This is a genomic window from Mangrovibacter yixingensis (assembly GCF_020523985.1).
Classification (GTDB): Bacteria; Pseudomonadota; Gammaproteobacteria; order Enterobacterales; family Enterobacteriaceae; genus Mangrovibacter; species Mangrovibacter yixingensis.
In genome coordinates this window covers 24,178-49,777 of the sequence record NZ_JAIVKM010000011.1, presented here as the reverse complement: position 1 = coordinate 49,777, position 25,600 = coordinate 24,178, and the positions used below count along the sequence as shown (strand labels likewise).

General features: G+C 50.0%; 23 protein-coding genes and 4 tRNA genes. 18 read left to right on the top strand and 9 right to left on the bottom strand.

Features of this window, described 5'->3' with window-relative positions; translation table 11 throughout:
• Window positions 1-147 precede the first annotated feature (147 nt).
• The 5 genes from thrP (at window position 148) to LC084_RS21580 (ending at window position 2,060) form a co-directional block, all read left to right on the top strand.
• Window positions 148-1,533, top strand: coding sequence for a bifunctional threonine/serine APC transporter ThrP (thrP, locus tag LC084_RS21600; RefSeq protein ID WP_226574001.1), 1,386 nt, complete (start codon window positions 148-150; stop codon window positions 1,531-1,533).
• A 103-nt stretch (window positions 1,534-1,636) separates the two neighbouring features.
• Window positions 1,637-1,713, top strand: a tRNA-Arg gene (locus LC084_RS21595).
• 55 nt (window positions 1,714-1,768) lie between these two features.
• Window positions 1,769-1,844: transfer RNA gene (locus LC084_RS21590), tRNA-His, on the top strand.
• A gap of 14 nt (window positions 1,845-1,858) precedes the next feature.
• Window positions 1,859-1,945 (top strand) — tRNA-Leu (locus LC084_RS21585).
• 38 nt (window positions 1,946-1,983) lie between these two features.
• Window positions 1,984-2,060 (top strand) — tRNA-Pro (locus LC084_RS21580).
• Window positions 2,061-2,590: 530 nt separating this feature from the next.
• Here LC084_RS21580 and hemY read toward each other — a convergent pair.
• Genes hemY through hemC form a run of 4 tightly spaced genes read right to left on the bottom strand, consistent with a single transcriptional unit; the run spans window position 2,591 to window position 6,671 of the window.
• Window positions 2,591-3,793 carry a protoheme IX biogenesis protein HemY gene (gene hemY, locus LC084_RS21575; RefSeq protein ID WP_226573998.1) on the bottom strand — a complete coding sequence of 401 codons (1,203 nt, stop codon included), beginning with the start codon at window positions 3,791-3,793 and terminating at the stop codon, window positions 2,591-2,593.
• A 2-nt stretch (window positions 3,794-3,795) separates the two neighbouring features.
• On the bottom strand, window positions 3,796-4,971 hold the full coding sequence (gene hemX, locus LC084_RS21570) for a uroporphyrinogen-III C-methyltransferase (protein WP_226573995.1): 1,176 nt from the start codon (window positions 4,969-4,971) through the stop codon (window positions 3,796-3,798).
• A gap of 12 nt (window positions 4,972-4,983) precedes the next feature.
• Complete coding sequence (gene hemD, locus LC084_RS21565) at window positions 4,984-5,733, bottom strand: uroporphyrinogen-III synthase (protein ID WP_226573992.1); 750 nt, start codon at window positions 5,731-5,733, stop codon at window positions 4,984-4,986.
• A complete protein-coding gene (hemC, locus tag LC084_RS21560) occupies window positions 5,730-6,671 on the bottom strand; it encodes a hydroxymethylbilane synthase (RefSeq protein WP_226573991.1) in 942 nt (313 codons plus the stop codon). The genes hemD and hemC overlap by 4 nt, the downstream gene beginning before the upstream one ends.
• A gap of 272 nt (window positions 6,672-6,943) precedes the next feature.
• Here hemC and cyaA point away from each other — a divergent pair, with 272 nt between their 5' ends.
• Window positions 6,944-9,493: a class I adenylate cyclase gene (cyaA, locus tag LC084_RS21555; RefSeq protein ID WP_226573989.1), complete on the top strand. Its 2,550-nt coding sequence runs from the start codon at window positions 6,944-6,946 to the stop codon at window positions 9,491-9,493.
• On the opposite strand, the gene cyaY is transcribed toward cyaA, so the two are convergent.
• Window positions 9,494-9,814: an iron donor protein CyaY gene (gene cyaY / locus LC084_RS21550; RefSeq protein WP_226573987.1), complete on the bottom strand. Its 321-nt coding sequence runs from the start codon at window positions 9,812-9,814 to the stop codon at window positions 9,494-9,496.
• Between the two features lie 190 nt (window positions 9,815-10,004).
• Here cyaY and lptM point away from each other — a divergent pair, with 190 nt between their 5' ends.
• The 7 genes from lptM to corA all read left to right on the top strand — a co-directional run bounded on the left by lptM (window position 10,005) and on the right by corA (window position 16,902).
• Entirely contained in the window at window positions 10,005-10,211 is a 207-nt protein-coding gene (gene lptM, locus LC084_RS21545; RefSeq protein WP_226573985.1) for an LPS translocon maturation chaperone LptM, read from the top strand.
• Window positions 10,212-10,246: 35 nt separating this feature from the next.
• Window positions 10,247-11,071, top strand: a complete 825-nt coding sequence (gene dapF / locus LC084_RS21540; RefSeq protein WP_226573983.1) for a diaminopimelate epimerase — start codon at window positions 10,247-10,249, stop codon at window positions 11,069-11,071.
• Window positions 11,068-11,772 carry a DUF484 domain-containing protein gene (locus LC084_RS21535; RefSeq protein WP_226573981.1) on the top strand — a complete coding sequence of 235 codons (705 nt, stop codon included), beginning with the start codon at window positions 11,068-11,070 and terminating at the stop codon, window positions 11,770-11,772. Before dapF ends, LC084_RS21535 begins: the two co-directional genes overlap by 4 nt.
• Window positions 11,769-12,668 carry a tyrosine recombinase XerC gene (xerC, locus tag LC084_RS21530; protein ID WP_226573980.1) on the top strand — a complete coding sequence of 300 codons (900 nt, stop codon included), beginning with the start codon at window positions 11,769-11,771 and terminating at the stop codon, window positions 12,666-12,668. The genes LC084_RS21535 and xerC overlap by 4 nt, the downstream gene beginning before the upstream one ends.
• Window positions 12,668-13,384, top strand: coding sequence for a 5-amino-6-(5-phospho-D-ribitylamino)uracil phosphatase YigB (gene yigB / locus LC084_RS21525; protein WP_226573978.1), 717 nt, complete (start codon window positions 12,668-12,670; stop codon window positions 13,382-13,384). The genes xerC and yigB overlap by 1 nt, the downstream gene beginning before the upstream one ends.
• A gap of 55 nt (window positions 13,385-13,439) precedes the next feature.
• Window positions 13,440-15,602, top strand: a complete 2,163-nt coding sequence (gene uvrD / locus LC084_RS21520; protein WP_226573976.1) for a DNA helicase II — start codon at window positions 13,440-13,442, stop codon at window positions 15,600-15,602.
• A gap of 349 nt (window positions 15,603-15,951) precedes the next feature.
• On the top strand, window positions 15,952-16,902 hold the full coding sequence (gene corA / locus LC084_RS21515; RefSeq protein ID WP_226573973.1) for a magnesium/cobalt transporter CorA: 951 nt from the start codon (window positions 15,952-15,954) through the stop codon (window positions 16,900-16,902).
• A 52-nt stretch (window positions 16,903-16,954) separates the two neighbouring features.
• Here corA and LC084_RS21510 read toward each other — a convergent pair whose 3' ends face one another.
• The 3 genes from LC084_RS21510 to LC084_RS21500 all read right to left on the bottom strand — a co-directional run bounded on the left by LC084_RS21510 (window position 16,955) and on the right by LC084_RS21500 (window position 19,402).
• Complete coding sequence (locus tag LC084_RS21510) at window positions 16,955-17,362, bottom strand: DUF2628 domain-containing protein (RefSeq protein ID WP_226573970.1); 408 nt, start codon at window positions 17,360-17,362, stop codon at window positions 16,955-16,957.
• Between the two features lie 627 nt (window positions 17,363-17,989).
• Window positions 17,990-18,877, bottom strand: a complete 888-nt coding sequence (gene rarD, locus LC084_RS21505) for an EamA family transporter RarD (RefSeq protein WP_226573968.1) — start codon at window positions 18,875-18,877, stop codon at window positions 17,990-17,992.
• 54 nt (window positions 18,878-18,931) lie between these two features.
• Window positions 18,932-19,402, bottom strand: a complete 471-nt coding sequence (locus tag LC084_RS21500) for a thioesterase family protein (RefSeq protein ID WP_226573965.1) — start codon at window positions 19,400-19,402, stop codon at window positions 18,932-18,934.
• A gap of 147 nt (window positions 19,403-19,549) precedes the next feature.
• Here LC084_RS21500 and pldA point away from each other — a divergent pair, with 147 nt between their 5' ends.
• From pldA to rhtC, 3 genes are all read left to right on the top strand, one after another.
• Window positions 19,550-20,419 carry a phospholipase A gene (pldA, locus tag LC084_RS21495; protein ID WP_226573962.1) on the top strand — a complete coding sequence of 290 codons (870 nt, stop codon included), beginning with the start codon at window positions 19,550-19,552 and terminating at the stop codon, window positions 20,417-20,419.
• A gap of 67 nt (window positions 20,420-20,486) precedes the next feature.
• Entirely contained in the window at window positions 20,487-22,316 is a 1,830-nt protein-coding gene (gene recQ, locus LC084_RS21490) for an ATP-dependent DNA helicase RecQ (RefSeq protein ID WP_226573960.1), read from the top strand.
• A gap of 61 nt (window positions 22,317-22,377) precedes the next feature.
• Window positions 22,378-22,998, top strand: a complete 621-nt coding sequence (gene rhtC, locus LC084_RS21485) for a threonine export protein RhtC (RefSeq protein WP_226573957.1) — start codon at window positions 22,378-22,380, stop codon at window positions 22,996-22,998.
• Window positions 22,999-23,023: 25 nt separating this feature from the next.
• Here rhtC and rhtB read toward each other — a convergent pair whose 3' ends face one another.
• A complete protein-coding gene (gene rhtB / locus LC084_RS21480; RefSeq protein ID WP_226573953.1) occupies window positions 23,024-23,644 on the bottom strand; it encodes a homoserine/homoserine lactone efflux protein in 621 nt (206 codons plus the stop codon).
• Window positions 23,645-23,755: 111 nt separating this feature from the next.
• Between rhtB and pldB the strand changes: the two genes are divergently transcribed.
• Together pldB and yigL are read left to right on the top strand one after the other, a co-directional pair.
• The gene (gene pldB, locus LC084_RS21475; RefSeq protein WP_226573951.1) at window positions 23,756-24,760 is read left to right on the top strand and encodes a lysophospholipase L2; all 1,005 of its coding nucleotides are present in this window, start codon (window positions 23,756-23,758) and stop codon (window positions 24,758-24,760) included.
• 37 nt (window positions 24,761-24,797) lie between these two features.
• Entirely contained in the window at window positions 24,798-25,598 is an 801-nt protein-coding gene (gene yigL, locus LC084_RS21470) for a sugar/pyridoxal phosphate phosphatase YigL (protein WP_226573949.1), read from the top strand.
• Window positions 25,599-25,600: the final 2 nt, after the last annotated feature.

The window sequence follows — 25,600 nt, the reverse complement described above, 5'->3', positions numbered from 1 at the left end:
GCACTCTGTTTATCTGCCATTCAATTTGCTATTTCGGAAAAATTCATCAAGTATTGCCCGCTTTCAATACCCCCCGGTACGCAAGCGTAGCGGGAAAACACAAGAACCGGCTTAACCGGGCAGTTTTTGAAGTACAGGAACATTTCTATGGCAACACAACCAACCACACTGCAGCGAGGCTTACAGGCGCGGCACATCGAACTTATCGCATTAGGTGGCACAATTGGCGTGGGTCTGTTTATGGGAGCATCCAGCACCCTTAAATGGGCAGGGCCATCTGTTATGCTCGCTTATCTACTTGCGGGTGTCTTTGTTTTTCTCATTATGCGCTCAATGGGTGAGATGCTATTTCTTGAGCCTGTAGCCGGTTCATTTGCCGTGTATGCACATCGCTATCTTGGTCCGTACTGGGGGTATTTAACCGCCTGGTCATACTGGTTTATGTGGATGGCCGTGGGCATTTCAGAAGTTACAGCGGTAGGGGTTTATACCCAGTTCTGGTTTCCCGAACTACCACAGTGGATCCCGGCATTAACTGCAGTTGCATTAGTTGCAGTCGCTAATTTGGCGGCTGTACGTTTGTATGGCGAAATCGAGTTCTGGTTCGCGATGATTAAGGTAACCACCATTATTGTGATGATAGTGGTTGGTCTGGCTGTGATTTTCTTTGGCTTTGGGCACCATGGGCAACCGGTTGGGCTGCATAATCTCACCGCTCATGGCGGGTTCTTCGCTGGTGGTTGGAAAGGCTTTTTAACCGCGCTGTGTATTGTAGTGGCGTCTTACCAGGGCGTGGAGCTGGTGGGGATTACAGCAGGTGAAGCACAGAACCCGCAGGTGACGCTGCGCCGGGCTATCAGCAAAATCTTTTGGCGTATCCTGATTTTTTATGTCGGCGCTATTTTTATCATTGTATCGCTGTTTTCCTGGCAGGATGTCGGTGGCAGTGGCAGCCCCTTTGTGCTGACCTTTGCGCGTATTGGTATTACTTCAGCTGCCGCTATTATTAATGTTGTGGTGCTGACGGCAGCGCTCTCAGGCTGTAACAGTGGTATGTATAGCTGTGGCCGCATGTTGTATGCGTTGGCGAAAAATGGCCAATTACCGAAGAAGCTTGCTTTGGTGTCACGCCATGGCGTACCTGTTATCGCTGTTGCGGTCTCAGTGGTTATCCTGCTGTTGGGCTCGGGGCTGAATTACGTGATTCCATCGCCTCAGCGTGTTTTTGTTTATGTCTACAGTGCCAGTGTGCTGCCGGGGATGTTGCCCTGGTTTGTTATCCTGGTGAGCCAGTTGCGTTTCAGGGTGGTTCACCAGCAGGCAATGGCATCTCATCCGTTTCGTTCAATGCTGTTCCCATGGGCAAATTACCTGACACTGGCTTTCCTTGCCTGTGTATTGGTTGGGATGGGGCTAAACCCAGAGACACGCGTCTCACTGATGGTGGGAATCACTTTTCTCGGGGGAATTTCACTGATTTGGTGTGTTTTAAAGTGCAAGCGGGTTAAAAATGTGCAAGAACCAGCTAAATAAGCGACAGGTTGCACAGAACATAACCAAACGCACTTTTTATTTTAAAAAAGCACTAGACAGGTGGGCACTAAGTCCGTAATATCCGCCTCCGCAACGGCGCTACGCGCCCGTAGCTCAGCTGGATAGAGCGCTGCCCTCCGGAGGCAGAGGTCTCAGGTTCGAATCCTGTCGGGCGCGCCATTTAGTGAGGCGCTTTGAGCTGCGGTGGTAGAATGACCGCGAAAGATTTACAGTGGTGGCTATAGCTCAGTTGGTAGAGCCCTGGATTGTGATTCCAGTTGTCGTGGGTTCGAGTCCCATTAGCCACCCCATTATTTAGTGGAATGCGAAGGTGGCGGAATTGGTAGACGCGCTAGCTTCAGGTGTTAGTGTCCTAACGGACGTGAGGGTTCAAGTCCCTCCCCTCGCACCACAACTTAAGTTTTAAAAAAAAGTAAAATAGCAGTATTTCGGCGAGTAGCGCAGCCTGGTAGCGCAACTGGTTTGGGACCAGTGGGTCGGAGGTTCGAATCCTCTCTCGCCGACCAATTTAGAACCCCGCTTCGGCGGGGTTTTTTGTATCTGAAATTGCTCTTTTTGACATAACTAATCGTTTTCTTCTCCCTGTCGTAACTTAGCGACATTCGCCTCTAAGTTTGTCTCCGGCCAGTAACATTTAACTTCATGATTTTTAATGCATGTTGCTCGGGTTGCTTCAGCTTGTCGCTGGTGCCCGACATCCAGTGTTTGTTCGTGGAGCATGATGTGTTCTGTTGCATAAAGAAAGCCCGCCATCCGTGCCCTGAGGCCTGAATAATCTGACTGTAACTTTGGCATCAATTGTGCAAGAATAAGCGGGTAGATGCTCATTCCACCTGTTATGTTCGCTTTATGCCTCATAATGCCAGGAATGATGCAGAGCCTTTGCGGTGCTTATCGTCCAAAGACAGATGTCGGTTTTACCCTCATCAGACACCATGGACATAACGTTGAGTGAAGCACCAAGCTTGTTGTTATATGACCTGATTTAACACCTGCCCAGTGGGCAGGTGTTTTTTTATGGAAGAAAGGAGGGGAGTTAATTGTTTGGCTTGTCGCCGGAATTAACCGTCAACAACAGGCCTTCCCTGCGCATAGCTGCCGCTTCTGCAGGTTCTTTCAGGCGGTCAAGAGTATCTGCCAGTAAAGCATAATCTTCAGCATCAGGGCGTTGTTTGAGTGCGGCACGAAATGCCAGGCTTGCTTCTTGCCATTCAGCGTGTTGCATCAGTCGTTGCCCCAGAGTTCTCCAAAGTAACGGGCGGTCGCCCTGCAATTTTATCTGCTGGCGTAATGCTTTCTCCAACACTGATGGGTCACCAGATTTGAGACGTGGCATTAGTGCGACCAGGCGGTCGTCATACTGGTGCTTTAAGCCTGTAAGGATGATTTTTTCCGCACTGGTGTGGTCGTTGCATTCAATCAGGTGCTCTGCCATTGCAACTTGCAGCAAAGTTTGCTGGCGCGTTTTACGCGGCTGATTTTTCCACCAGTTATTCAACCCTTCACTGCCTTGCTCTGCCATTGCCTGGTTAATTAACCCCAACCATGCCTGTTCTTGCAATGCTTCACGGTGTGCGTCATCTGCAACCCCGGCTTTTGCCATAGAAGGAAGAATGTCCAGCAACGCGTTCCATGCACCTGTACGGATATAGGCCTGCTCAGCAAGGCGCAATACTTCCGGGTGGCGAGGAGAAATATCAAGAAGTTTGTCGACACCGTGGCGGGCAGCATGATCTTCATTGCGGGCCAGTTGCAAGCGAACCCGGGTAATATCAACAGGGATTTGGTCACTGTCGGCCAGCTCAGCAGCGCGTTCCAGGTGCTGGTTGGCACGCATTTCGTCACCACGTTGTTGAGCTGCTTCGGCTGCCAGCAGGTAGTTCACCAGTGGCTGTTCAGCATGGTCGGCATTTTTTGCCATCAGCTTCTCAACTTGCTGGTAATCCCCTTCGGCCAGTTTCAGCAGTGCCTGGCGGGTTTGCTTACGTGCGCGTGTGCGCTTGCGGCCAACAAACCATCCATGGGTACGTGCACCAGTTCTGAATACTTTGCGCAGAAGCCATTCAACCGCGAACAACACCAGCATCAGCAGAACCAGCATGATAACCAGCCCGGTTACACTGGTTTCAATGTTGTAATTGTCCGTCTGAATCAGTACATACCCTTGGTGCCCGGCCAGCATAGGGCCAAGCACGATGCCTGCAATCAGCAATAAAAACAATAATAAGACTTTCAGCATGATTACTCTCCCTGTACCGGCTGTGCAGTTGCGTTGTCAGAGCCTGCGCTAACGCCTGGTTGGGACAATAAATTGCGCACTCGCGTCTGCATTAGTTTTTCCAGAATAGGCTGGCTTTGCAGCGAATCCGGAACATCCATACTGATATCTTGCTGGCTCAGCGAGTCCAGGCTTTGCAGAAAGGCTTTGGTCGCCGCATCATTGGTATCGTAATACGCACGTACCCAGGTCGAGACATTTTCCAGCGCCTGTTTATACACTTCGTCCTGGTGGCGGGGAACCGCCTGAGCTGCAACTAACAAACGTGCGCGCAGGTTTTCACGCAGGTAAACATCCTGGTTTGGTGCCAGCAATGGCACTGCAGTTTCATCCCGGCGGCGTATGGTAATAAAGCTGTCCATAAAGTTGTGCCAGCTTTTAGTCAGGTTTTCACGCCACTGGCTAAAAGAGCCAGAAAGTTCACTGCTGTCATCGTCCATCGGGGTGTCATCAGTGGTGTTATCTGCAAGACGGAGATTATCAATTTGGTTGGTAAGCTGATTAAGCTGCAGAATAATGCCGTCATAGTCGACTTGCGTCAGGGCGGATAACGTTGATAAATCTTGCGTAATTGCACGGCGGGCAGGGAGTAAACTGGGGTCATTCATATCAGCCAGACTGGCATCGGCACTTTTTAGCAGCGCTGCTGCGGTGGTGACGTCCTGGTCGCTCCATAACTTTCGTGCGGCCAGTTTAACCAGAAAGTCTGCTTGCGACAGCATCCATGTTTTGGCATCTGAACCAGAAATGGTTGCCACTTTTTGCTCCAGTTCAGACAGTTGTGATGCCTGAGCCAGTTGCTGTTTATGTGCCTGAGCAAGTGCATCGGCCTGCGCTTCAACGGTTTTTTGTAACGCGGCATTTTGCTGTGTTTGTTGATGTTGTAATGCAGTTAACTGTTCAATTACGGTATCGCTGGTAGAGGTTTGCGTGGCCAGTTGATGTTTGGTCCAGGTCCACATCCCTGCACCGCAAGCCAGAGCAATGGCTATAGCAACTACGCCTAACGCTATTCCTGCGTTGCCACTACGCTTTTTCTTGTCTTCCGCATGATGAATTGCCCCGGTGTTTTGTGATACTGAAGTTTCTTCCACCCGGGTTTCGTCAGTTGCGGCGGAGTCGTTATGGTGTTCCGTCATTATGGCATCCCATTAATAAAGTGATTGCAGGGTGCGCAAAAGCGCATCGTTATCAGCATTTTCGGCGACAGTGATTTCTTCCCAGCCCAATTCACGGGCAACCTGCGCCAGCCGCTCGCTGACGACAACAAGCCGGCAGCGGAATAACCAATTCGTTCGATATAATTCGGGAATCGTGTTTGTGAGTTGCGCGAGCATCTCACCACTGGTCACCACCAGTATGCGGATCCCACGGTTTTGCCAGCGCCATGCTTCTTCCAGGCCATCATACTGGCAAGGTTGTCTTTGGTAACATTCGCAGACAGTAACAGTTGCGCCTCGTTCGCTCAGCGTTTCAGTGAGTAATTCCCGCCCTCCATTCCCGCGTAAAATAAGCGCACGTTTCCCAGCAACATTCTGTAATTCAGGTAATTGTAGCAAGGTTTCGCTGGTTTCCCGATCTCTCGGGTAGCTAATTGGCAGGCCGCTCACGGTATGCAGTGCCAGAGCAGTAGTACGACCAACCGCAAACGCCTGTATATGAGCAGGCCAGTTAAAGCGGGTTGCTGCAAGCTCGGCTTGAGCGAATTGCACCGCGTGCCGGGAAACTGCAAAAAGCAAGTCGTCTGGTGCGAGTTTGCCCAGTAGCGCCGGGAGTTGGCTTAATGCATTCCCACGGGCGAATTCAATCAAAGGAAAGTGCCAGGCCTCTCGCCCGAGAGCCCTGAGACGGCTAACCAGCGCTTCCCCATCAGGTGATGGGCGAGTGACCAAAATACTCATTGTGGTTTTTCACCTTGATAAACGTCGTGAAGAATTTGGCTCGCACCACGTGCCAGTAGTTCTTCAGCAAGACTAATGCCCATCGCTTCAGCCTGGTCCGGTGTGCCATGGCGTTCACCTGCGATGATTTGTGAACCATCGGGTGCACCAACCAGTGCGCGTAACCATAACTGGCCATTTTCCAATAATGCAAAACTGCCAATCGGTACCTGGCAACCGCCTTCAAGGCGGGTATTCATAGCCCGCTCGGCCGTCACTCTGATAGCAGTATCAGTATCATGCAGTGGCGCAAGTAATTCACGGGTCCATGTATCATCCAGACGGCACTCAACACCGACCGCACCTTGCCCAACAGCAGGCAGGCTAATTTCTGGGGCGAGTGCTTCACGAACACGCTCTTCCAGCTCAAGGCGTTTTAAACCTGCTACAGCCAGAATAATGGCATCATATTCACCACTATCCAGCTTACCTAACCGAGTACCTACATTACCGCGTAATGAGCGAATTTGCAGGTCAGGGCGGCGTGCCGCAATTTGGCACTGGCGACGCAGGCTGGAAGTTCCTACTACAGCCCCTTGTGGGAGTGAGTCCAGACTGGTGTAATTGTTGGATACAAATGCATCTCGTGGATCTTCCCGCTCGCAAATGGTGACCAGCCCCAGTCCCTCAGGAAAGGCAATCGGCACATCTTTCATTGAGTGAACCGCGATATCTGCCCGGTTCTCCAGCATCGCCAGTTCGAGTTCTTTGACAAACAAACCCTTACCACCCACTTTGGCGAGGGGGGTATCAAGCAGCACATCGCCACGAGTGACCATCGGAACCAGTTCAACCTGCAAATCCGGATGGTGGGCCTGTAAATGTTGTTTGACATATTGTGCTTGCCATAGCGCAAGCGGGCTTTGCCGGGTGGCAATTCGTAATACTTTGTCTACCATGCTAGTTACCGTAAAAAACGCTTGAATATCATCCTACCATTGTTAGAGGAAGCGTGTCAGTTTCAACGGGGTTTATCCTGAAAGTGTCAGTTTAAGTGTATTAAGATGCGCCCGGATGCTAGACTTACTTAGCGCATCTTTCTTTACGGTCAATGCTCGTGGTGTTAAATTGATCACGTTTTCACCAATTGCCAGCCTGTTCATTCTATAATCATTAAAGGCTGCATGCGGATTACGTTTTTGAAATACTGTAACCAATCAGGCGATACGTCTTGTACCTCTATATTGAGACTCTTAAACAGAGACTGGATGCCATAAACCAACTGCGCGTGGACCGCGCCCTGGCTGCAATGGGACCCGCTTTTCAGCAGGTTTACAGTCTGCTGCCTACATTATTGCATTGCCATCATCCGCAAATGCCGGGCTATATTGATGGCAACGTTCCCCATGGAATTTGTCTGTACACCCCTGATGACACACAACGTCATTATTTGGACAACCTTGAGCTGAAATACGGCGCTTTTCCCCAAGAAGAAAATACCAGTGAATTACCCATTACTGGTGTTTACTCTATGGGCAGCACCTCCTCAGTTGGGCAAAGTTGTTCATCTGATCTCGATATCTGGGTGTGTCATCAGGCGTGGCTGGACAGCGAAGAGCGGCGTTTACTCCAGCGTAAGTGTGCATTGCTGGAGGGCTGGGCTGCATCATTAGGTGTGGAAGTCAGTTTCTTCCTGATTGATGAAAACCGTTTCCGTCATAACGAGAGCGGCAGCCTGGGTGGCGAAGATTGCGGTTCTACACAGCATATTTTACTGCTCGATGAGTTTTACCGTACCGCAGTGCGCCTGGCCGGGAAACGTATTCTGTGGAATATGGTCCCTTGTGATCAGGAAGAGAGCTATGACGATTATGTGATGAAGCTCTACGCACAAGGCGTACTGACCCCTAATGAATGGCTTGATTTGGGTGGGTTGAGCTCGTTGTCTGCGGAAGAGTACTTCGGCGCCAGCCTATGGCAGCTGTATAAGAGCATTGATTCCCCGTATAAAGCCGTACTGAAAACGTTACTGTTGGAAGCGTATTCCTGGGAATACCCCAACACACGTCTGTTAGCCAAAGATATCAAGCAACACCTGCATGACGGTGAAATTGTCTCGTTCGGGCTTGATGCATACTGCATGATGCTGGAGCGGGTGACTCGGTATTTAACCGCAATAGACGATACCACTCGCCTTGACCTGGTTCGCCGTTGCTTTTATTTGAAGGTGTGCGAAAAACTCAGTCGTGAACGTGCCTGTGTTGGCTGGCGGCGTGAGGTTATCGGGCAGTTAGTGAAAAGCTGGGGCTGGGATGAAGAACGCCTGGCGATGCTGGATAATCGAGCTAACTGGAAAATAGACGAAGTACGCAACGCCCACAATGAATTGCTGGATGCGATGATGCAAAGCTATCGCAACCTGATCCGTTTCGCTCGCCGCAACAACCTCAGTGTGAGTGCCAGCCCACAAGATATAGGGGTGCTGACCCGTAAGCTCTATGCAGCATTTGAGGCCTTGCCCGGGAAAGTGACACTGGTGAACCCACAAATCTCACCTGATTTGTCTGAACCCAATCTGACTTTTATTCACGTACCGCTTGGCCGGGCAAACCGTTCAGGATGGTATCTGTATAACCGTGCGCCGCATATGGACACGATTATCAGTCATCAGCCACTGGAATATAACCGCTATCTGAACAAGCTGGTGGCCTGGGCCTACTTTAATGGTTTATTGACACCGAGAACCCGCCTGTTCATTAAAGGCAATGGTGTCTGTGACCTGGCAAAATTGCAGGAAATGGTGTCGGATGTATCCCATCATTTCCCCATCAGGCTGCCCGCACCAACGCCTAAAGCGTTGTATAGCCCTTGTGAAATTCGCCATCTCGCTATTATCGTTAACCTGGAATACGACCCAACAACGGCGTTTCGTAACCAGGTGGTGCATTTTGATTTCCGTAAGCTTGATGTCTTCAGCTTCGGTGAAGAACAGAAATGCCTGATTGGCAGCGTTGATTTGCTGTACCGTAATTCATGGAATGAAGTGCGTACTCTGCATTTCAATGGCGAGCAGGCCATGATTGAAGCGTTAAAAACGATTTTGGGCAAAATGCACCAGGATGCCGCTCCGCCAGACAACGTTGAAGTGTTCTGCTACAGCCAGCACTTGCGTGGGTTAATTCGTACCCGTGTTCTGCAACTGGTTTCTGAATGTATTGAGTTACGCTTGTCGAGTACCCGTCTTGAGCCGGGGCGTTTTAAAGCGTTGCGTGTTGCCGGGCAGACCTGGGGCTTGTTCTTTGAACGGCTGAATGTGTCTGTACAGAAACTAGAAAACGCCATTGAGTTTTATGGGGCGATTTCCCATAACAAACTGCATGGGCTATCTGTTCAGGTGGAAACCAACCATGTCCAGCTTCCATCGGTTGTGGATGGGTTTGCCAGTGAAGGGATTATTCAGTTTTTCTTTGAAGAAACCAACAGTGACAAAGGCTTTAATATCTATATCCTCGATGAAGGCAACCGCGCGGAGGTTTATCACCACTGTGAAGGCAGCATTGAAGAGCTGGTTCGTGATGTTAGCCGGTTCTATTCATCATCCCATGATCGTTTCACTTATGGCTCGAGCTTTGTGAACTTCAACCTGCCACAGTTCTACCAGATTGTGACCGGGGAAGAGCGTGCCCAGGTGATTCCATACCGTACTCAGCCTGTTACTACTGCCGCAGCGCTGGCATCAGACGGCAACGCTGCGACATTACTGCAACAATATCAGCAGTAATTACTGGAAGTGAACGGGTTCACCGGCCTGCTGTGAGCAGGCTTCTTCCAGTAAGGTCCAGAAAGCTTTCCCGCTACGGTCGCACACCCAGGTATCTTCTTTCAGGTTGAAGTGGTAGCCACCACTTTTGGTTGCCAGCCAGACCTGGTGCAGAGGCTCCTGGCGGTTAATAATGATTTTACTGCCATTTTCAAAGCTCAGTGTCAGTACACCACCATTGATCTCGCAGTCAATATCGCTGTCGCCATCCCAATTATCAAAGTGTTCTTCAATGGTCAGCCACAGTTCGTCGGCTAGTCTGTGGAATTCAGAATCGTTCATGTTTCGCTTCCCGTTATTAGGCTGTGCAGGCAGTATAAAAGCACAGCGCTGGAAATTGAAATACAGCTCACAGCTACGTCAGTAAGCAAGTGTTTTTGTCGGGAATTATCTGTTCCTCAGACTCTGGCTATTGCTTTTCAGGGTTCACCTGCGATGATAGATAACAATAACGATATACAGGCACTGCAGAATGAAGAAACTTGTTTATCCGCTGGCCATGGCGCTGGCAATGTTTAGCCTCAGTGGATGTGGTTTAAAAGGCCCACTCTATTTCCCTCCGGCAGACAACAAAACACCCGAAAGTGTTGAAAAACCAGTATCGTCGGAGCAATCAGCCACACCTGATCAAAACGATCGTGGAGATGGCGATGACCCGACGCAGGTTGTCACCCAGTAGCACCCCAGTGCATAACCTGGGGAAGGGAGTTCTAAATGCAGTTTTCCAAAATGCATGGGCTTGGCAATGATTTCATGGTGGTTGACGCAGTAACACAAAACGTCTTCTTCTCTCCGGATATGATCCGCCGCCTGGCTGACAGGCATTTGGGAGTCGGGTTTGATCAGTTACTGATTGTAGAACCACCCTATGATCCTGAGTTGGACTTCCACTACCGTATTTTTAACGCGGATGGTAGTGAAGTTGCGCAGTGTGGCAATGGTGCACGTTGTTTTGCCCGCTTTGTACGTCTGAAAGGCCTGACCAACAAGAAAGATATTTTTGTCAGCACTGCCAACGGGCGTATGGTTCTGACAGTGACGGACGATGATTTAGTGCGGGTGAATATGGGCGAGCCGGATTTTGAACCTGGCCGTATACCTTTCCGCGCTAATAAAATGGAAAAAACTTATATCATGCGCGTCGCAGAACAAACGGTACTGTGCGGCGCTGTATCGATGGGTAACCCCCATTGCGTGATTCAGGTTGAAAGTGTTACGACAGCAGAAGTGGAATTGCTGGGGCCGCTGGTAGAAAGCCATGAACGTTTTCCTGAGCGGGTGAATGTTGGTTTTATGGAAGTGGTTAACCCTGAACATATCCGCCTGCGGGTTTACGAACGCGGCGCGGGTGAAACACAGGCCTGTGGTAGCGGAGCCTGTGGCGCAGTCGCTGTCGGTATACAACAAGGTTTGCTGGCTGAACAAGTGCGGGTTGACCTGCCTGGTGGTCGGTTAGATATTGCCTGGAAAGGCCCGGGTCATCCTTTATACATGACCGGGCCTGCCACTCATGTCTACGATGGGTTTATACATCTATGAAGAACGTCGGAGAACAGCAAGATATTTTGCCTGAGCTGACAGACGAGATGGTTGGAGATTATCTGCGTCGTCACCCTGATTTTTTTATTCGTAACGCACAACTGGTTGAGCAACTCAGTGTACCGCACCCGGTACGGGGGGCTATTTCGCTGGTTGAATGGCACATGGCCAGGTCGCGGAACCGGATTGATAACCTGGAAACCGGCATGGGTTTGCTGGTTGAACAGGCGATGGCAAATGAAGGGCTGTTTTACCGATTACTGAAACTACAAAGCCGGCTGGCGTCAGCCCCGGATTTGCAATCTTTCCTTGAACGGCTGACGCGCTGGGCAAAAGAGATGAAACTGGCCAGTGCTACGTTACGGCTCTTTCCGGATAAATGGCGTATTGGCGCACCTTCTTGTTTTACTCACCTGGCCTTGAGCCGCCAACTGTTCGAACCATTGCGAGTTCAGCGGTTTGGCGACCAGTCACACTACCTTGGTGGGCTGAATGGTAATGAGTTGCTGGTGATGTTGCCGCAAGAAAAAGCAGTAGGCTCAGTAGCAATGTCATTGCTGGGGGATCAGGGGGATTTAGGCGTACTGGTATTCTCCAGCCGTGACCCTCAGCACTACTCAGCAGGCCAGGGAACCCAGTTCTTACAGGAGCTGAGTATATTATTACCCGGGTTACTTGAACGTTGGGTGGAACGGCTATGAGTGATTTGCAGACGAGTGTTGATCAATATTTGCGTTACCTGAAAGTGGAACGCCAGCTAAGCCCACTGACTCTGCTTAACTATGGGCGTCAGTTGCAAGTGATTATTGGCATGGCGGAAGACATTGGGATACAACGCTGGGCTCAGTGCGACAGCAGCAAAGTAAAACGCTTTACTGTATTAAGCCGCAAACACGGTCTGCAACCTGCCAGTATGGCATTACGTCTTTCCGCTTTACGCAGTTTTTTCGACTGGCTGGTCGCTCAGGGTGAGCTGGATGCAAACCCGGCTAAGGGTGTCGCCAGCCCTAAAGCGCCGCGCCATTTGCCCAAAAATATTGACGTGGATGACGTCAACCGGTTACTGGATATTGATATTAATGACCCACTCGCCGTGCGTGACAGAGCAATGCTGGAAATCATGTATGGCGCAGGGCTGCGTTTATCGGAACTGGTCAATATTGATTGCCGCCACCTGGACCTTGCCAGCGGTGAAGTGTGGGTGATGGGGAAAGGGAGTAAAGAGCGTCGGTTGCCTGTTGGCCGAAGTGCGGTGCAATGGGTTGAGCACTGGCTGGAACTGCGTTTGCTGTTTGGCCCCGATGATGATGCACTCTTTTTATCCCGCCAGGGCAAGCGTATTTCAGCCCGTAACGTGCAAAAACGCTTTGCCGAATGGGGTGTGCGTCAGGGCCTGAATAGCCATGTTCACCCTCATAAATTACGCCACTCTTTCGCTACACATATGCTGGAGTCCAGCGGTGATTTACGTGCAGTTCAGGAGCTGCTGGGCCACGCGAATTTATCCACAACTCAAATCTATACCCACCTCGACTTTCAACATTTAGCCTCGGTGTATGATGCTGCGCATCCACGCGCCAGGCGGGGGAAATCGTAATGCATTTTTACCGTCCACTGAGCCGGATTGCTGCTCTGACGTTTGATCTGGACGATACGCTGTATGACAACTATCCAGTAATTCAAAAAACTACCCAGGCATCTCTTCAGTTTCTTCAACAGTACCACCCGTCTCTGGCGCAACTCACCGCCAGCGATTTTATTGGCGTGCGTGACGCCTTAAGGGAAGAAGAACCGGAAATTTACCATGATGTGACCCAGTGGCGTTGGCGGGCAATAGAACGCACAATGCAACTCGCCGGGATACCAAATAGCCAGGCGCGTGAAGGTGCGGATGCCGTGATGGATGAGTTCGCACACTGGCGTAGCCGCATAGAAGTACCGCAAGAAACCCATACCACACTGGCAAAACTGGCACAGAAATGGCCGCTGGTCGCCATTACTAACGGTAATGCGGATCCGTCCCGCTTCGGGCTTGAACCGTACTTTCAATTCGTGTTGCGCGCAGGCCCGGATGGCCGTTCAAAACCGTTTGGAGATATGTACTGGCTGGCGGCACAAAAACTGGGCCTACAGCCCAGTGAGTTGCTCCACGTAGGCGATGACCTCACCACTGATGTGTTAGGCGCGGTACAAAGTGGCGTTCAGGCATGTTGGATTAACCTGAAACAGGCCAGCCTGATGACGGCAAAAGACAGCCGGTTGCTACCTCATGTGGAAATTTCGCGGTTGGCATCACTCACTGCGCTGATATAATGCTGTAAAAATTTCCAGGGGTACGATCCCCCCTTTCCCCAATTTGGCGGTGCTGATGGACGTTTCTTACCTGCTCGACAGTCTTAATGATAAACAGCGTGAAGCCGTTGCGGCACCACGCAGTAATTTGCTGGTTCTGGCAGGTGCGGGAAGCGGGAAAACACGAGTGCTGGTGCATCGTATAGCCTGGCTGATGTCGGTTGAGAACAGTTCACCATACTCCATTATGGCCGTCACCTTTACTAACAAAGCAGCGGCAGAAATGCGCCAGCGTATTGGTCAGTTGATGGGGGGTGTGCAAAATGGCATGTGGGTTGGCACATTCCACGGACTTGCTCATCGCCTGCTTAGGGCGCATCACCTTGATGCTGGTTTACCACAGGATTTTCAAATTCTCGACAGCGAAGACCAGTTGCGCCTGCTTAAACGCCTGATTAAAGCCATGAACCTTGATGAAAAGCAGTGGCCTGCCCGCCAGGCAATGTGGTACATCAACGGCAAAAAAGATGAAGGCCTGCGCCCGCAACACGTTGACAGCTATGGCAATCCCGTCGAGCAAACCTGGTTGAAAGTTTACCAGGCCTATCAGGAAGCTTGCGACAGGGCAGGGCTGGTGGATTTCGCCGAATTACTGTTGCGCGCCCATGAACTCTGGCTTAATAAACCCCACATTCTCCAGCACTACCGTGATCGCTTCACCCATATTCTGGTGGACGAATTTCAGGATACCAACAATATTCAATATGCCTGGATTCGCCTGCTGGCGGGTGATACCAGCCATGTGATGATAGTGGGGGATGATGACCAGTCAATTTATGGCTGGCGTGGTGCTCAGGTGGAAAATATTCAGCGTTTTCTGCGGGATTTCCCCGGTGCACAAACTATTCGCCTTGAGCAAAACTACCGTTCAACCAGCAATATTCTCAATGCGGCCAATGCCCTGATTGATAACAATACCGGGCGGCTTGGCAAAAACTTATGGACTGATGGCAGCGAAGGTGAACCTATCTCGCTGTACTGTGCCTTTAACGAGCTGGATGAAGCCCGGTTTGTGGTCAACCGTATCAAAACCTGGCAGGACAACGGTGGCGCACTGGATCAATGTGCCATTTTATACCGCAGCAACGCCCAATCGCGTGTGCTGGAAGAAGCGTTACTGCAAGGCAATATGCCGTATCGGATTTATGGCGGGATGCGCTTTTTTGAACGCCAGGAAATTAAAGATGCGCTGGCGTATTTGCGTTTGATGAGTAACCGCAATGATGATGCCGCGTTTGAACGTGTCGTCAATACGCCAACCCGAGGGATTGGTGACCGCACTTTGGATGTGGTGCGCCAGACATCGAGAGATAACCAACTCACATTGTGGCAAGCATCGCGCCAGCTGTTACAGGATAAAGCCCTGGCAGGGCGTGCTGCGTCTGCACTGCAACGTTTTATAGAACTGATTGATGCGTTGGCCCACGATACCGCGGAAATGCCATTACATGTTCAGACTGACCGGGTAATTAAAGATTCTGGCCTGTGGATGATGTATGAGCAGGAAAAAGGCGAGAAAGGCCAGACACGTATTGAAAACCTTGAAGAACTGGTGACAGCCACACGCCAGTTCAGCTACCAGGACGAAGACGAAGATTTAATGCCGTTACAGGCCTTCTTATCTCACGCCGCACTGGAGGCAGGGGAAGGGCAGGCCGATACCTGGCAGGATGCAGTACAACTGATGACACTGCATTCAGCGAAAGGTCTGGAGTTCCCGCAAGTGTTTATTGTCGGGATGGAAGAAGGAATGTTCCCCAGCCAGATGTCGCTGGATGAAGGCGGCCGTTTGGAAGAAGAACGCCGCCTGGCTTACGTTGGCGTTACGCGGGCCATGCAAAAGCTCACACTGACCTACGCAGAATCGCGCCGCCTGTACGGGAAAGAGGTGTATCACCGTCCTTCCCGCTTTGTCGGTGAACTACCGGAAAACTGTGTGGAGGAAGTGCGTTTACGTGCAACTGTTTCCCGCCCGGTTAACCACCAGCGGTTGGGCACGCCCATTGAGCAAAACGATAGCGGTTATAAACTGGGCCAGCGGGTGCGCCACCCTAAATTTGGCGAAGGCACTATTGTGAATCTGGAAGGCAGTGGTGAGCACAGCCGGTTGCAAGTCGCATTCCAGGGGCAAGGGATTAAGTGGCTGGTGGCCGCTTACGCCAGGCTGGAAACAGTGTAACTCCGTGTGAGAAAATAAATTTTCTGGCCTGTCTGCTAACCTTAACAAATAACAGATATTAATTAATTGCGAGTGTTCTGTTGTTTGTTGACGCTGCTTTTTCGCTGGCGTAACATGCGCCCACGATTACGCTAAGAGGACATTCGCCTTGGACACACCCAGTAGATGCTGGCTCTTTCACCTGTTTTCAGGGTGCAACTCCTAAGGCTATCCTCATTGCTGATAGCCTTAGCGGTTGTCAGCGACATCTTTTCCCGTCGCGTTGAGCCAGTCTGTTTCTTGGTTTGAAACCCCCGTTTCTGTGTGCCCACCGAACTGTCCGATATTTTTTGCATTGGGAGTCCCGGTCATGTTGAGCGCATTTCAACTGGAAAATAATCGGTTGTCCCGTCTCGAAATGGAAGAGGCTGAAAACCTGAGCAACGCCATATGGGTTGACCTGGTTGAGCCGGACGAAGACGAGCGGCAACGCGTACAAACGGAACTTGACCAGAGCCTGGCGACACGACCAGAGCTTGAAGATATTGAGGCATCCGCCCGTTTTTTTGAAGACGAAGATGGCCTGCATATCCACTCATTTTTCTTCTACGAAGACGCGGACGATCACGCGGGCAACTCAACCGTGGCTTTTACCATTCGTAATGGCCGCCTGTTTACGCTACGTGAACGTGAGTTACCTGCATTTCGCCTCTACCGCATGCGTGCCCGTACACAGTTAGTGGCTGACGGTAATGCGTTTGAATTGTTGCTCGATTTGTTCGAAACCAAAATTGAACAATTGGCCGATGAAATCGAAAACATTTACAGCGACCTGGAAAAGCTCAGCCGTGTGATTATGGAAGGGCAACAAGGTGATGAGTACGACGAAGCGCTCTCCACCCTGGCTGAACTGGAAGATACCGGCTGGAAAGTTCGCTTATGTTTGATGGATACCCAGCGGGCACTGAATTTCCTGGTGCGTAAAGCTCGATTACCGGGTGAGCAGCTTGAACAGGCGCGTGAGGTATTGCGCGATATCGAATCCCTGTTGCCGCACAATGAATCCCTGTTCCAGAAAGTTAACTTCCTGATGCAGGCTGCAATGGGGTTCATCAATATTGAGCAGAACCGGATAATTAAAATCTTCTCCGTGGTATCTGTCGTATTCCTGCCACCCACTCTGGTTGCTTCCAGTTATGGGATGAACTTTGAGTTTATGCCGGAATTACACTGGAGTTTTGGTTACCCTGGCGCCATCGTCTTTATGATGCTGGCAGGACTGGCTCCTTACCTGTACTTTAAGCGGAAAAACTGGTTATAGCAGTTAATGCTCAGAGGCAAAAAAACGCTGTGAAAACAGCGTTTTTTTATGGTTACAAACTCCAGGTGTGCTTGTTTTTTACCTTGAATTCGTAATACCAGAGGATAGTCTGGCATGCGACATACATGTTGAAAAAGAAAGAAAGGAACCGGAAATGAATCATCAGGCCAATAATGGCAACAACACAGCTGATGAGAAAACACACTATGGCTTTTTTCCATAACCCTAAAATCAGCAGATAAATTGGGCCGAACAAAAAAGCCAAAAAACTCATTTGCATTGTAATTCGTGGCCAGATCGGAAGTTTTTTCAATTCCTCACGGCTTTCTTTGGTTTGCAGGAAACCATTATACTTTCCACCAAGCTTATCAACAAAGGCAAAGCGTTTTTTCCACTTTTCTTTTACTTTCGGATCCTGCTGGTAGTCGTAATTTTCTTCAGGCAATGTTGTGTTAGTCATTGTGTTACCTTTATCCCTTACTAAATAGTGGTTAAATTTTTGGTTCTATATTTTTTTGCTTTCCAGGTATTATTACCAGAGGAAGAACTGTCATACAGTGTATGGCAACAATGAATCGCGGACCTGGCGAGTCGCAATCACTTCCCAGAAGAACAATCAAAATTTGCCCAATAATGATTGTGCTTAGCCATATAGCTACGAAGTAGCTGCCTTTGATGCCCATATCACGGCAGCGCATGGCTCCTGCATTACAGTAAGTCCATATCAAAATTATCGCGGTAAAAATAATGATAATACGGCTTACTTCATTGAACATTAATGGTATTAAATTAATAAAAAACACTAAGATACTGATAACCAAAAAAGGCATTCGCGGCAATGTTGTGCTGCGCGAAGGTTTTAGTAGATGGATCAGTACAGACATAGTTATTAGTTTTCTCAAAGGTAACTACGGATAATTACCTGATTAATAGATTTGCTAGATATGAGCAGATTATAGAAACAGTATTACCTTATAGTAAGACGGCAATTGTACTAAAAAAGGTAGGTGAGGGAATTGAATTGCTGGTGTATGGCTGGCGTAATACATAAATAAAAATACTACGCCAGTTTATTGTTTTATCGGGATTATCTGACTTTTCTCTGGGTATATAATGCATCCAGCACAAAGATAAACAGGGCTATCCAGATAAATCCGAAAGTGACCATTTTGTCTTTACCGGGTACTTCTCCATAGAAGGTTACGGCTAATAAAAACATGAGTGTTGGGCCAATATATTGAAAAAAGCCGAGGGTGGATAACCTCAGGCGGGTTGCCGCCCCGGTGAAGCATAATAACGGCACCGTGGTAACAATACCGGCGGCCATCAGCAACAAATTCAGTGACCATGGGTTGCTGGCAAGATGGCTGGTGGGTGTATCGGTGATACCAAATAACCAGATAGTGGCAACCGGTAACAGCCACAAGGTTTCTATCAGCATGCCGGTTTGGGCATCTACAGCAATTTTCTTACGCACCAGGCCATACAGCGCGAAACTGAACGCCAGTGCCAGTGCAATGACGGGCAACGACCCAAAAGTCCAGAGTTGAACCAGTACACCGCAGGCAGCCAGTAACACAGCCACCCACTGCATTAATCGAAAACGCTCACCGAGAAAGATCATACCCAGCAAAATATTCACCAGCGGATTAATAAAATAGCCCAGGCTGGCTTCCAGCATATGATTATTATTGACTGACCAAATAAATAACAGCCAGTTGCCGCCCACTAATACAGCAGAAACGGCAAGCCCAAAAATCTTCTTGGGTGTGGCAATAATTTTTCGCACCTGGCGCCACTGGCGGCTTAGGGAAATAAGCGCCACCATAAAGAAAAAAGACCAGATAATGCGGTGAGTCAGAATTTCATCGGCGGGGACAAACTGAATAAGTTTGAAATAGGCGGGGGCTACCCCCCAAATAAAATAGGCGATCAGGGCGAGGATAACCCCTAAACGTACTTGCCTGCTGTCCATGTGAATGCGTATATGCGTTGGAAAAGTGTACAGGTAGTTTACCAGAAAAAGCCGCTACCCGACCATGTAAGTCGCTGTTGCACTGGCAATATAGGTTTTTTGTTCGTTATGTAACTCAACACGGGCGACAGCCACTTTGTTACCTGCCCGCAGTAGTGAACTGCTGGCGGTAAAATGAGTACCACGTCCCGGACGCAGGTAATCCACACGTAAATCAATGGTGCCCATTTTGCCCAGACGCTGGCGTAACTCTTCCTCGCTGATGGTTTCATGGCGTGTGAGTGTGCTGCCGACGCACACCAGACCGGCGGCAACGTCCAACGCAGCTGCTATCACGCCACCATGTAAAATATTTTGTGCCCAGTTTCCTACCATCATTGGCTGGTGTTCAAAGCACAGCTCGGCATAATCAGGGACGTACTTTACCAGCTCCAGCCCCAGAGCCCGGTTAAATGGCATGTGGTAGACAAAAATATCACCCACCAACTTCAATGCTTCCTCAGCGGTAAGAATGACTCCAGACATAGTAATACTCACCAATGGTTAATAAGATGTTTATCTTATGTAGCATTTGTGTTTTAAACCAGTTTAAGAGCAGAAGAGTGCGTATCAGACCATGAAATATGTAGAATGAGTCACACCAATAATAATTGCTTCAGGAGAATGAGGCTGATGCGCAAGAGTTTTACCGCTTTAATGATGATGTGCGTGCTACCGGCCACGGCCTTGGCACAGGAAGCAACAGTAAAAGAGGTGCACGATGCACCGGCTGTTCGTGGCAGCATTATTGCCAATATGTTACAGGAACATGACAATCCTTTTACCTTGTATCCTTACGACACCAACTATGTTCTCTACACACAGAGCAGCGATATTAATAAAGAAGCGATAAAAAGCTATGACTGGGCCGACCATGCCCGCAAAGACGAAGTGAAATTTCAGCTGAGCCTCGCTTTCCCTTTGTGGCGTGGAATTTTGGGTGATAACTCCGTACTGGGTGCTTCTTATACACAGAAATCCTGGTGGCAGCTTTCCAATCAGTCCCAGTCTTCACCGTTTCGTGAAACCAATTACGAGCCTCAGTTATTTCTGGGGTTTGCCACCGACTATCAATTCGCTGGCTGGACATTGCGTGATGTCGAAATGGGGTTTAACCATGATTCCAACGGGCGTTCAGACCCAACTTCTCGCAGTTGGAACCGCGTTTATTCTCGTCTGATGGCACAGAATGGCGACTGGATGGTTGAAGTGAAACCCTGGTATGTGGTGGGAAATCTTGATGATAACCCTGATATCGCCAAATATATGGGCTATTACCAGGCGCGTGTGGCCTACAGCTGGGGCGACGCGGTCTTAAGCGTAAAAGGTCAGTATAACTGGAATACCGGTTACGGCGGCGCTGAATTCGGCGTGAGCTACCCAATTACCCGCCATGTCCGGGCTTACGCTCAGGTGTGGAGCGGTTATGGTGAGTCCCTGATAGACTACAACTTCAATCAGACTCGCGTTGGTTTGGGCGTTATGCTCAATGATCTGTTTTAAAGCATTGCAGTTTCTCACTCAGGCGCTGAAAATAGCGCCTGTTTTATTTTAAGCGGATGGAGTGAGTGTGGCGCAGGCGGAAATGATGAATCGGGAGTCACTGGCACAGCAAGTGTTACAGGAAACCTTTGGCTACCAACAGTTTCGTCCGGGCCAGAAAAACATTATTGATAAGGCACTCCAGGGTAGGGATTGCCTTGTGGTTATGCCTACCGGCGGGGGAAAATCCCTCTGCTATCAAATTCCTGCGCTGGTGCTCGGCGGGTTGACGCTGGTTGTTTCTCCGCTTATCTCGTTGATGAAAGACCAGGTGGATCAACTGTGCGCCAACGGGGTTGCTGCCGCTTGCCTGAACTCCTCATTAAGCCGCGAAGAACAACAGCAGGTTATTGATGGCTGCAGAAGTGGGCAAATACGCCTGCTGTATATCGCTCCAGAACGCCTGATGATGGATAACTTCCTCGACCAGCTGGCTCGTTGGAACCCTGTCATGCTGGCAGTTGATGAAGCCCACTGCATTTCTCAATGGGGGCACGATTTCCGCCCGGAATATGCGGCTCTGGGGCAATTGCGCCAGCGCCTTCCTGGTGTGCCATTTATGGCTTTAACGGCAACGGCAGACGATACCACCCGGCTTGATATTGTGCGTCTACTGGGGCTGGATAACCCGCTTATCCAGGTGAGCAGCTTTGACCGGCCGAATATCCGTTACATGCTAATGGAAAAGTTTAAGCCGCTTGACCAGTTACTCCGTTATGTTCAGGAACAACGGGGCAAGTCTGGCATTATTTACTGCAACAGCCGGGCAAAAGTGGAAGACACCGCCGCTCGTTTGCAAAGCCGGGGGATTAGTGCGCAAGCCTATCATGCCGGGCTGGAAAATAGTGTGCGTGCTGAAGTCCAGGAGAAGTTCCAGCGCGATGATGTGCAAATTGTGGTGGCAACAGTTGCCTTCGGTATGGGGATTAATAAACCCAACGTGCGGTTTGTTGTCCATTTCGATATTCCGCGCAATATCGAGTCGTATTACCAGGAAACCGGGCGTGCCGGGCGCGATGGCTTGCCCGCTGAAGCGATGCTGTTTTACGACCCGGCAGATATGGCCTGGCTGCGCCGCTGCCTGGATGAAAAACCGGCTGGGCAGCTACAGGATATTGAGCGCCACAAACTTAATGCCATGGGGGCATTTGCCGAGGCACAAACCTGCCGCCGCCTGGTGTTGTTGAATTATTTCGGTGAAGGCCGCCAGGAAGCATGCGGCAACTGTGACATTTGCCTGGATCCACCGCGGCGTTATGATGGCCTGGTGGATGCACAAAAAGCGTTATCCTGTATTTATCGTGTGAACCAGCGTTTTGGAATGGGGTACGTGGTGGAAGTGTTGCGAGGCGCTAACAACCAGCGTATCCGTGATATGCAACACGATAAACTGCCAGTGTATGGCATTGGGCGTGAGCACAGCCATGAACACTGGGTTAGCGTGATTCGCCAGCTCATCCACATGGGGTTTATCACCCAAAACATTGCCAACCATTCTGCACTACAACTTACCGAAGCTGCCCGGCCCGTATTGCGGGGTGAGGTGCCATTGATGCTGGCTGTACCTCGTATTTCTGTGCTGAAACCGCGCGCTCACCAGAAAACGCTTGGTGGTAATTATGACCGCAAATTGTTCGCCAAATTACGCAAACTACGTAAAGCCATCGCCGATGAGGAAAATATCCCACCGTATGTCGTCTTTAACGATGCAACTCTGATAGAAATGGCGGAGCAGTTACCGGTTTCACCGGGGGAAATGCTGAGTGTGAATGGCGTGGGGATGCGTAAACTGGAACGGTTTGGGCAACCCTTTATGACCCTGATTCGTGAACATCTGGACGAACGGGAAACCTGGTAGCGGGCAGCGGAGAAACGTGCCAGGATAATACCTCCTGCGATTATTCTCCTGCGAGCAAGTTATGTTAATGCTTTTTCTGACAGTGGCACTGGTGCATTTCTTAGCGCTGATAAGCCCTGGCCCGGATTTCTTTTTTGTATCTCAAACGGCTATCAGCCGCTCTCGCCGTGAAGCCATTATGGGCGTACTGGGTATCACCTGTGGCGTCATGGTCTGGTCAGGTGTGGCACTGCTTGGCCTGCACCTTATTCTGGAAAAAATGGCCTGGCTGCACACCATTATTATGGTGGGTGGTGGTTTGTATTTATGCTGGATGGGTTTCCAGATGCTGCGGGGAGTATTTAAAAAACCAGTGGAGCATGGCCCGGCACAACAAGTTGAGCTGGCTCAGGCAGGGCGTAGCTTTCTGAAAGGCCTGTTAACCAACCTGGCTAACCCCAAAGCCATTATCTATTTCGGTAGTGTCTTCTCACTCTTTCTTGGCGACAGCGTTGGCGCACCAGAACGCATCGGGCTGTTTTGCCTGATTGCGTTAGAAACCTTTGCCTGGTTTGCCGTGGTCGCCAGCCTGTTTGCGTTACCGAAAATGCGGCAAGGCTACCAGCGGCTGGCGAAATGGATTGACGGGATGGCCGGTGCCTTGTTTACCGGGTTCGGAATCCATCTGATTATTTCCCGTTAACCGGCACCCGCTGTTTAGCATGAAATTATGCCTGGCGCGCACTGGCGAGCAGTGCGCCCACCAGCATAAAGAGTGAACCAAATACTCTGTTCAGCGCCTTCATCTGGCGTGGCCCTTTAATCCAGCCTGCAATACGTTGTGCCAGCGTGGCATAACCAATCATCACCACAATATCTACGACAACGGTAGTTACGCCTAACACCACATACTGCATAACTTGTGGCTGGTGGGGCATAATAAATTGCGGGAAAAGTGCGGCCAGGAAAACAATGCTTTTGGGGTTGGTCAGATTGACAAATACCGCACGCTGGAACAATTTGCGCCGGGGTTGTTGTTGCGCCAGAGTTTTCAGATCAAGCGCACCTGCAGCCCGCCATTGCTGAATACCCAGCCACACAAGGTAAGCGACGCCAGCCCATTTGAGAATCTCGAACGCCAGTAGTGAGTGAGAGAACAACGTCCCTAAACCCACGCCGACCAGGACGATGTGAATCGCCAGCCCGGTTTGCAGGCCAGCTATAGATGCCGCGGCACCTCGGTAACCGTGGCTCATAGCGGTACTCATGGTATTAATTGCGCCAGACCCTGGCGATAAACTTAAAATGATCGTTGTAATTAAATAGGTAAACCACCACTCGAGACTCATCCTGGATTCCTGATCTGCACACTTTTATGTCACAATACGCCATTGTCTGGTGTTGCGCTATGACTCACAAAAAAAGTGCTATTCCACTACTGAAAGGTGCTGATACCTCCTATGAAAAAGCACAAAAATGAGTGGACCGAAAGGGAAAAAGCTTTTGCTGCTTTTGCGGTGGGTCCACTGAATGATTTCTGGCAACAGCGTGAAGAGTGCGAGCTCGCAGGTGTTGAAGGTGTGCCTATACGGTATGTCCGCTTCCGCAATAAAAAGCACCATCAGGTGGTGGTTATCTGTCCAGGACGGATTGAAAGCTATGTGAAATACGCCGAGGTTGCCTGGGACCTGTTTCATTGTGGGTTTGACGTATTAATTATTGATCATCGTGGGCAAGGGCGATCAGGCCGAATGCTGGACGATCCCCATCGTGGTCATGTGGTGAATTTCAGTGATTATGTCGATGATTTAACATCATTCTGGCAACAGGAAGTTGCACCGGGCCCGTGGAAAAAGCGTTTTGTTCTGGCTCATTCCATGGGAGGCGCAATTACAGCGTTGTTTTTAAGCAAAAACCCACAGGCCTGTGATGCCGCAGTGCTATGCGCCCCGATGTTTGGCATCGTTATTCGCCTGCCAGACTGGATGGTAAGGCATATTCTTGACTGGGCAGAAGGCTACCCAAAAATCAGCGAAGGGTATGCGATGGGAACCGGGCGCTGGCAACCGCTACCCTTTGTGATGAACACATTAACCCACAGTCCTGAGCGTTACCGCCGTAATTTGCGTTTATATGCTGATGATCCGCGGTTGCGTGTGGGTGGCCCAACTTACCATTGGGTTCGGGAAGGAATCCTTGCAGGTGAACAAGTTTTGGCAGAGGCCACTGCCATGACTACGCCGGTATTACTCCTGCAGGCAGAACAAGATCATGTTGTCGATAACCGGATGCACGATAAGTTCTGTGAAATTAGAGCCGCGGCGGGCTACCCGTGTGAGGGGGGGAAACCTTACATCATCGAAGGTGCGTATCATGAGATCCTGTTTGAAAAGGACGATATGCGCGCTGCTGCATTGCATGCCATTGTGGACTTTTTTACACGGCATGCAGACTTAAAGGCATGAGGCCTTAACGTTATTTTCACCAGAGGTAGAATCGCCTATGTACCATGTTGTTGCGTCGGATTTAGACGGCACATTGTTATCGCCTGAACACAGGCTTACCCCATTTGCCAAAGAGACATTAACGCTGCTGGTAAACCAGGGTATTCACTTTATTTTCGCCACCGGGCGTCACCATATTGATGTCGGCCAGATTAGGGATAACCTGGGTATCCAGTCGTATATGATTACGTCCAATGGTGCCAGGGTGCACGATAACCAGGGGAACCTGGTGTTCTCCCATGATTTGGACCGGGACATTGCTGGCGACTTGTACGGCATGGTCGTGGGCAACAAAGACATTACCACCAATGTTTATCGTGGTGATGAATGGTTTATCAGCCAACCGCGGCCAGAAGATATGGTCTATTTCCGTGAGGCCGTATTTAACTACCAGGTATTCCAGCCCGGTATGCTGGAAACTGATGGTGTCAGCAAAGTGTTCTTTACCTGTGACTCTCACGAAAAACTGTTGCCACTGGAGCAGGCTATTAATGCCCGTTGGGGTGACCGAGTGAATGTCAGCTTCTCAACAGTGACTTGCCTTGAAGTGATGGCGGGCGGGGTCTCTAAAGGCCATGCACTGGAAGCGGTTGCTAAGGCGATGGGCTACCAGCTAAAAGACTGTATTGCTTTTGGTGATGGTATGAATGACCAAGAGATGCTCTCTATGGCCGGGAAAGGCTGCATTATGGGGAATGCTCATCAGCGCCTGAAAGACTTGTTACCCGAACTGGAAGTGATTGGAACCAACGTAACTGATGCCGTACCGCATTATCTGCGGAAACTATTTCTTTCCTGAAG

Bases quoted from the DNA above. Each gene is read 5' to 3' on its own strand.
- thrP (WP_226574001.1), top strand. From the start codon at position 148: ATGGCAACACAACCAACCACACTGCAGCGAGGCTTACAGGCGCGGCAC.
- hemY (WP_226573998.1), bottom strand. From the start codon at position 3,793: ATGCTGAAAGTCTTATTATTGTTTTTATTGCTGATTGCAGGCATCGTG.
- hemX (WP_226573995.1), bottom strand. From the start codon at position 4,971: ATGACGGAACACCATAACGACTCCGCCGCAACTGACGAAACCCGGGTG.
- hemD (WP_226573992.1), bottom strand. From the start codon at position 5,733: ATGAGTATTTTGGTCACTCGCCCATCACCTGATGGGGAAGCGCTGGTT.
- hemC (WP_226573991.1), bottom strand. From the start codon at position 6,671: ATGGTAGACAAAGTATTACGAATTGCCACCCGGCAAAGCCCGCTTGCG.
- cyaY (WP_226573987.1), bottom strand. From the start codon at position 9,814: ATGAACGATTCTGAATTCCACAGACTAGCCGACGAACTGTGGCTGACC.
- lptM (WP_226573985.1), top strand. From the start codon at position 10,005: ATGAAGAAACTTGTTTATCCGCTGGCCATGGCGCTGGCAATGTTTAGC.
- dapF (WP_226573983.1), top strand. From the start codon at position 10,247: ATGCAGTTTTCCAAAATGCATGGGCTTGGCAATGATTTCATGGTGGTT.
- LC084_RS21535 (WP_226573981.1), top strand. From the start codon at position 11,068: ATGAAGAACGTCGGAGAACAGCAAGATATTTTGCCTGAGCTGACAGAC.
- xerC (WP_226573980.1), top strand. From the start codon at position 11,769: ATGAGTGATTTGCAGACGAGTGTTGATCAATATTTGCGTTACCTGAAA.
- yigB (WP_226573978.1), top strand. From the start codon at position 12,668: ATGCATTTTTACCGTCCACTGAGCCGGATTGCTGCTCTGACGTTTGAT.
- uvrD (WP_226573976.1), top strand. From the start codon at position 13,440: ATGGACGTTTCTTACCTGCTCGACAGTCTTAATGATAAACAGCGTGAA.
- corA (WP_226573973.1), top strand. From the start codon at position 15,952: ATGTTGAGCGCATTTCAACTGGAAAATAATCGGTTGTCCCGTCTCGAA.
- LC084_RS21510 (WP_226573970.1), bottom strand. From the start codon at position 17,362: ATGACTAACACAACATTGCCTGAAGAAAATTACGACTACCAGCAGGAT.
- rarD (WP_226573968.1), bottom strand. From the start codon at position 18,877: ATGGACAGCAGGCAAGTACGTTTAGGGGTTATCCTCGCCCTGATCGCC.
- LC084_RS21500 (WP_226573965.1), bottom strand. From the start codon at position 19,402: ATGTCTGGAGTCATTCTTACCGCTGAGGAAGCATTGAAGTTGGTGGGT.
- pldA (WP_226573962.1), top strand. From the start codon at position 19,550: ATGCGCAAGAGTTTTACCGCTTTAATGATGATGTGCGTGCTACCGGCC.
- rhtC (WP_226573957.1), top strand. From the start codon at position 22,378: ATGTTAATGCTTTTTCTGACAGTGGCACTGGTGCATTTCTTAGCGCTG.
- rhtB (WP_226573953.1), bottom strand. From the start codon at position 23,644: ATGAGTCTCGAGTGGTGGTTTACCTATTTAATTACAACGATCATTTTA.
- pldB (WP_226573951.1), top strand. From the start codon at position 23,756: ATGAAAAAGCACAAAAATGAGTGGACCGAAAGGGAAAAAGCTTTTGCT.
- yigL (WP_226573949.1), top strand. From the start codon at position 24,798: ATGTACCATGTTGTTGCGTCGGATTTAGACGGCACATTGTTATCGCCT.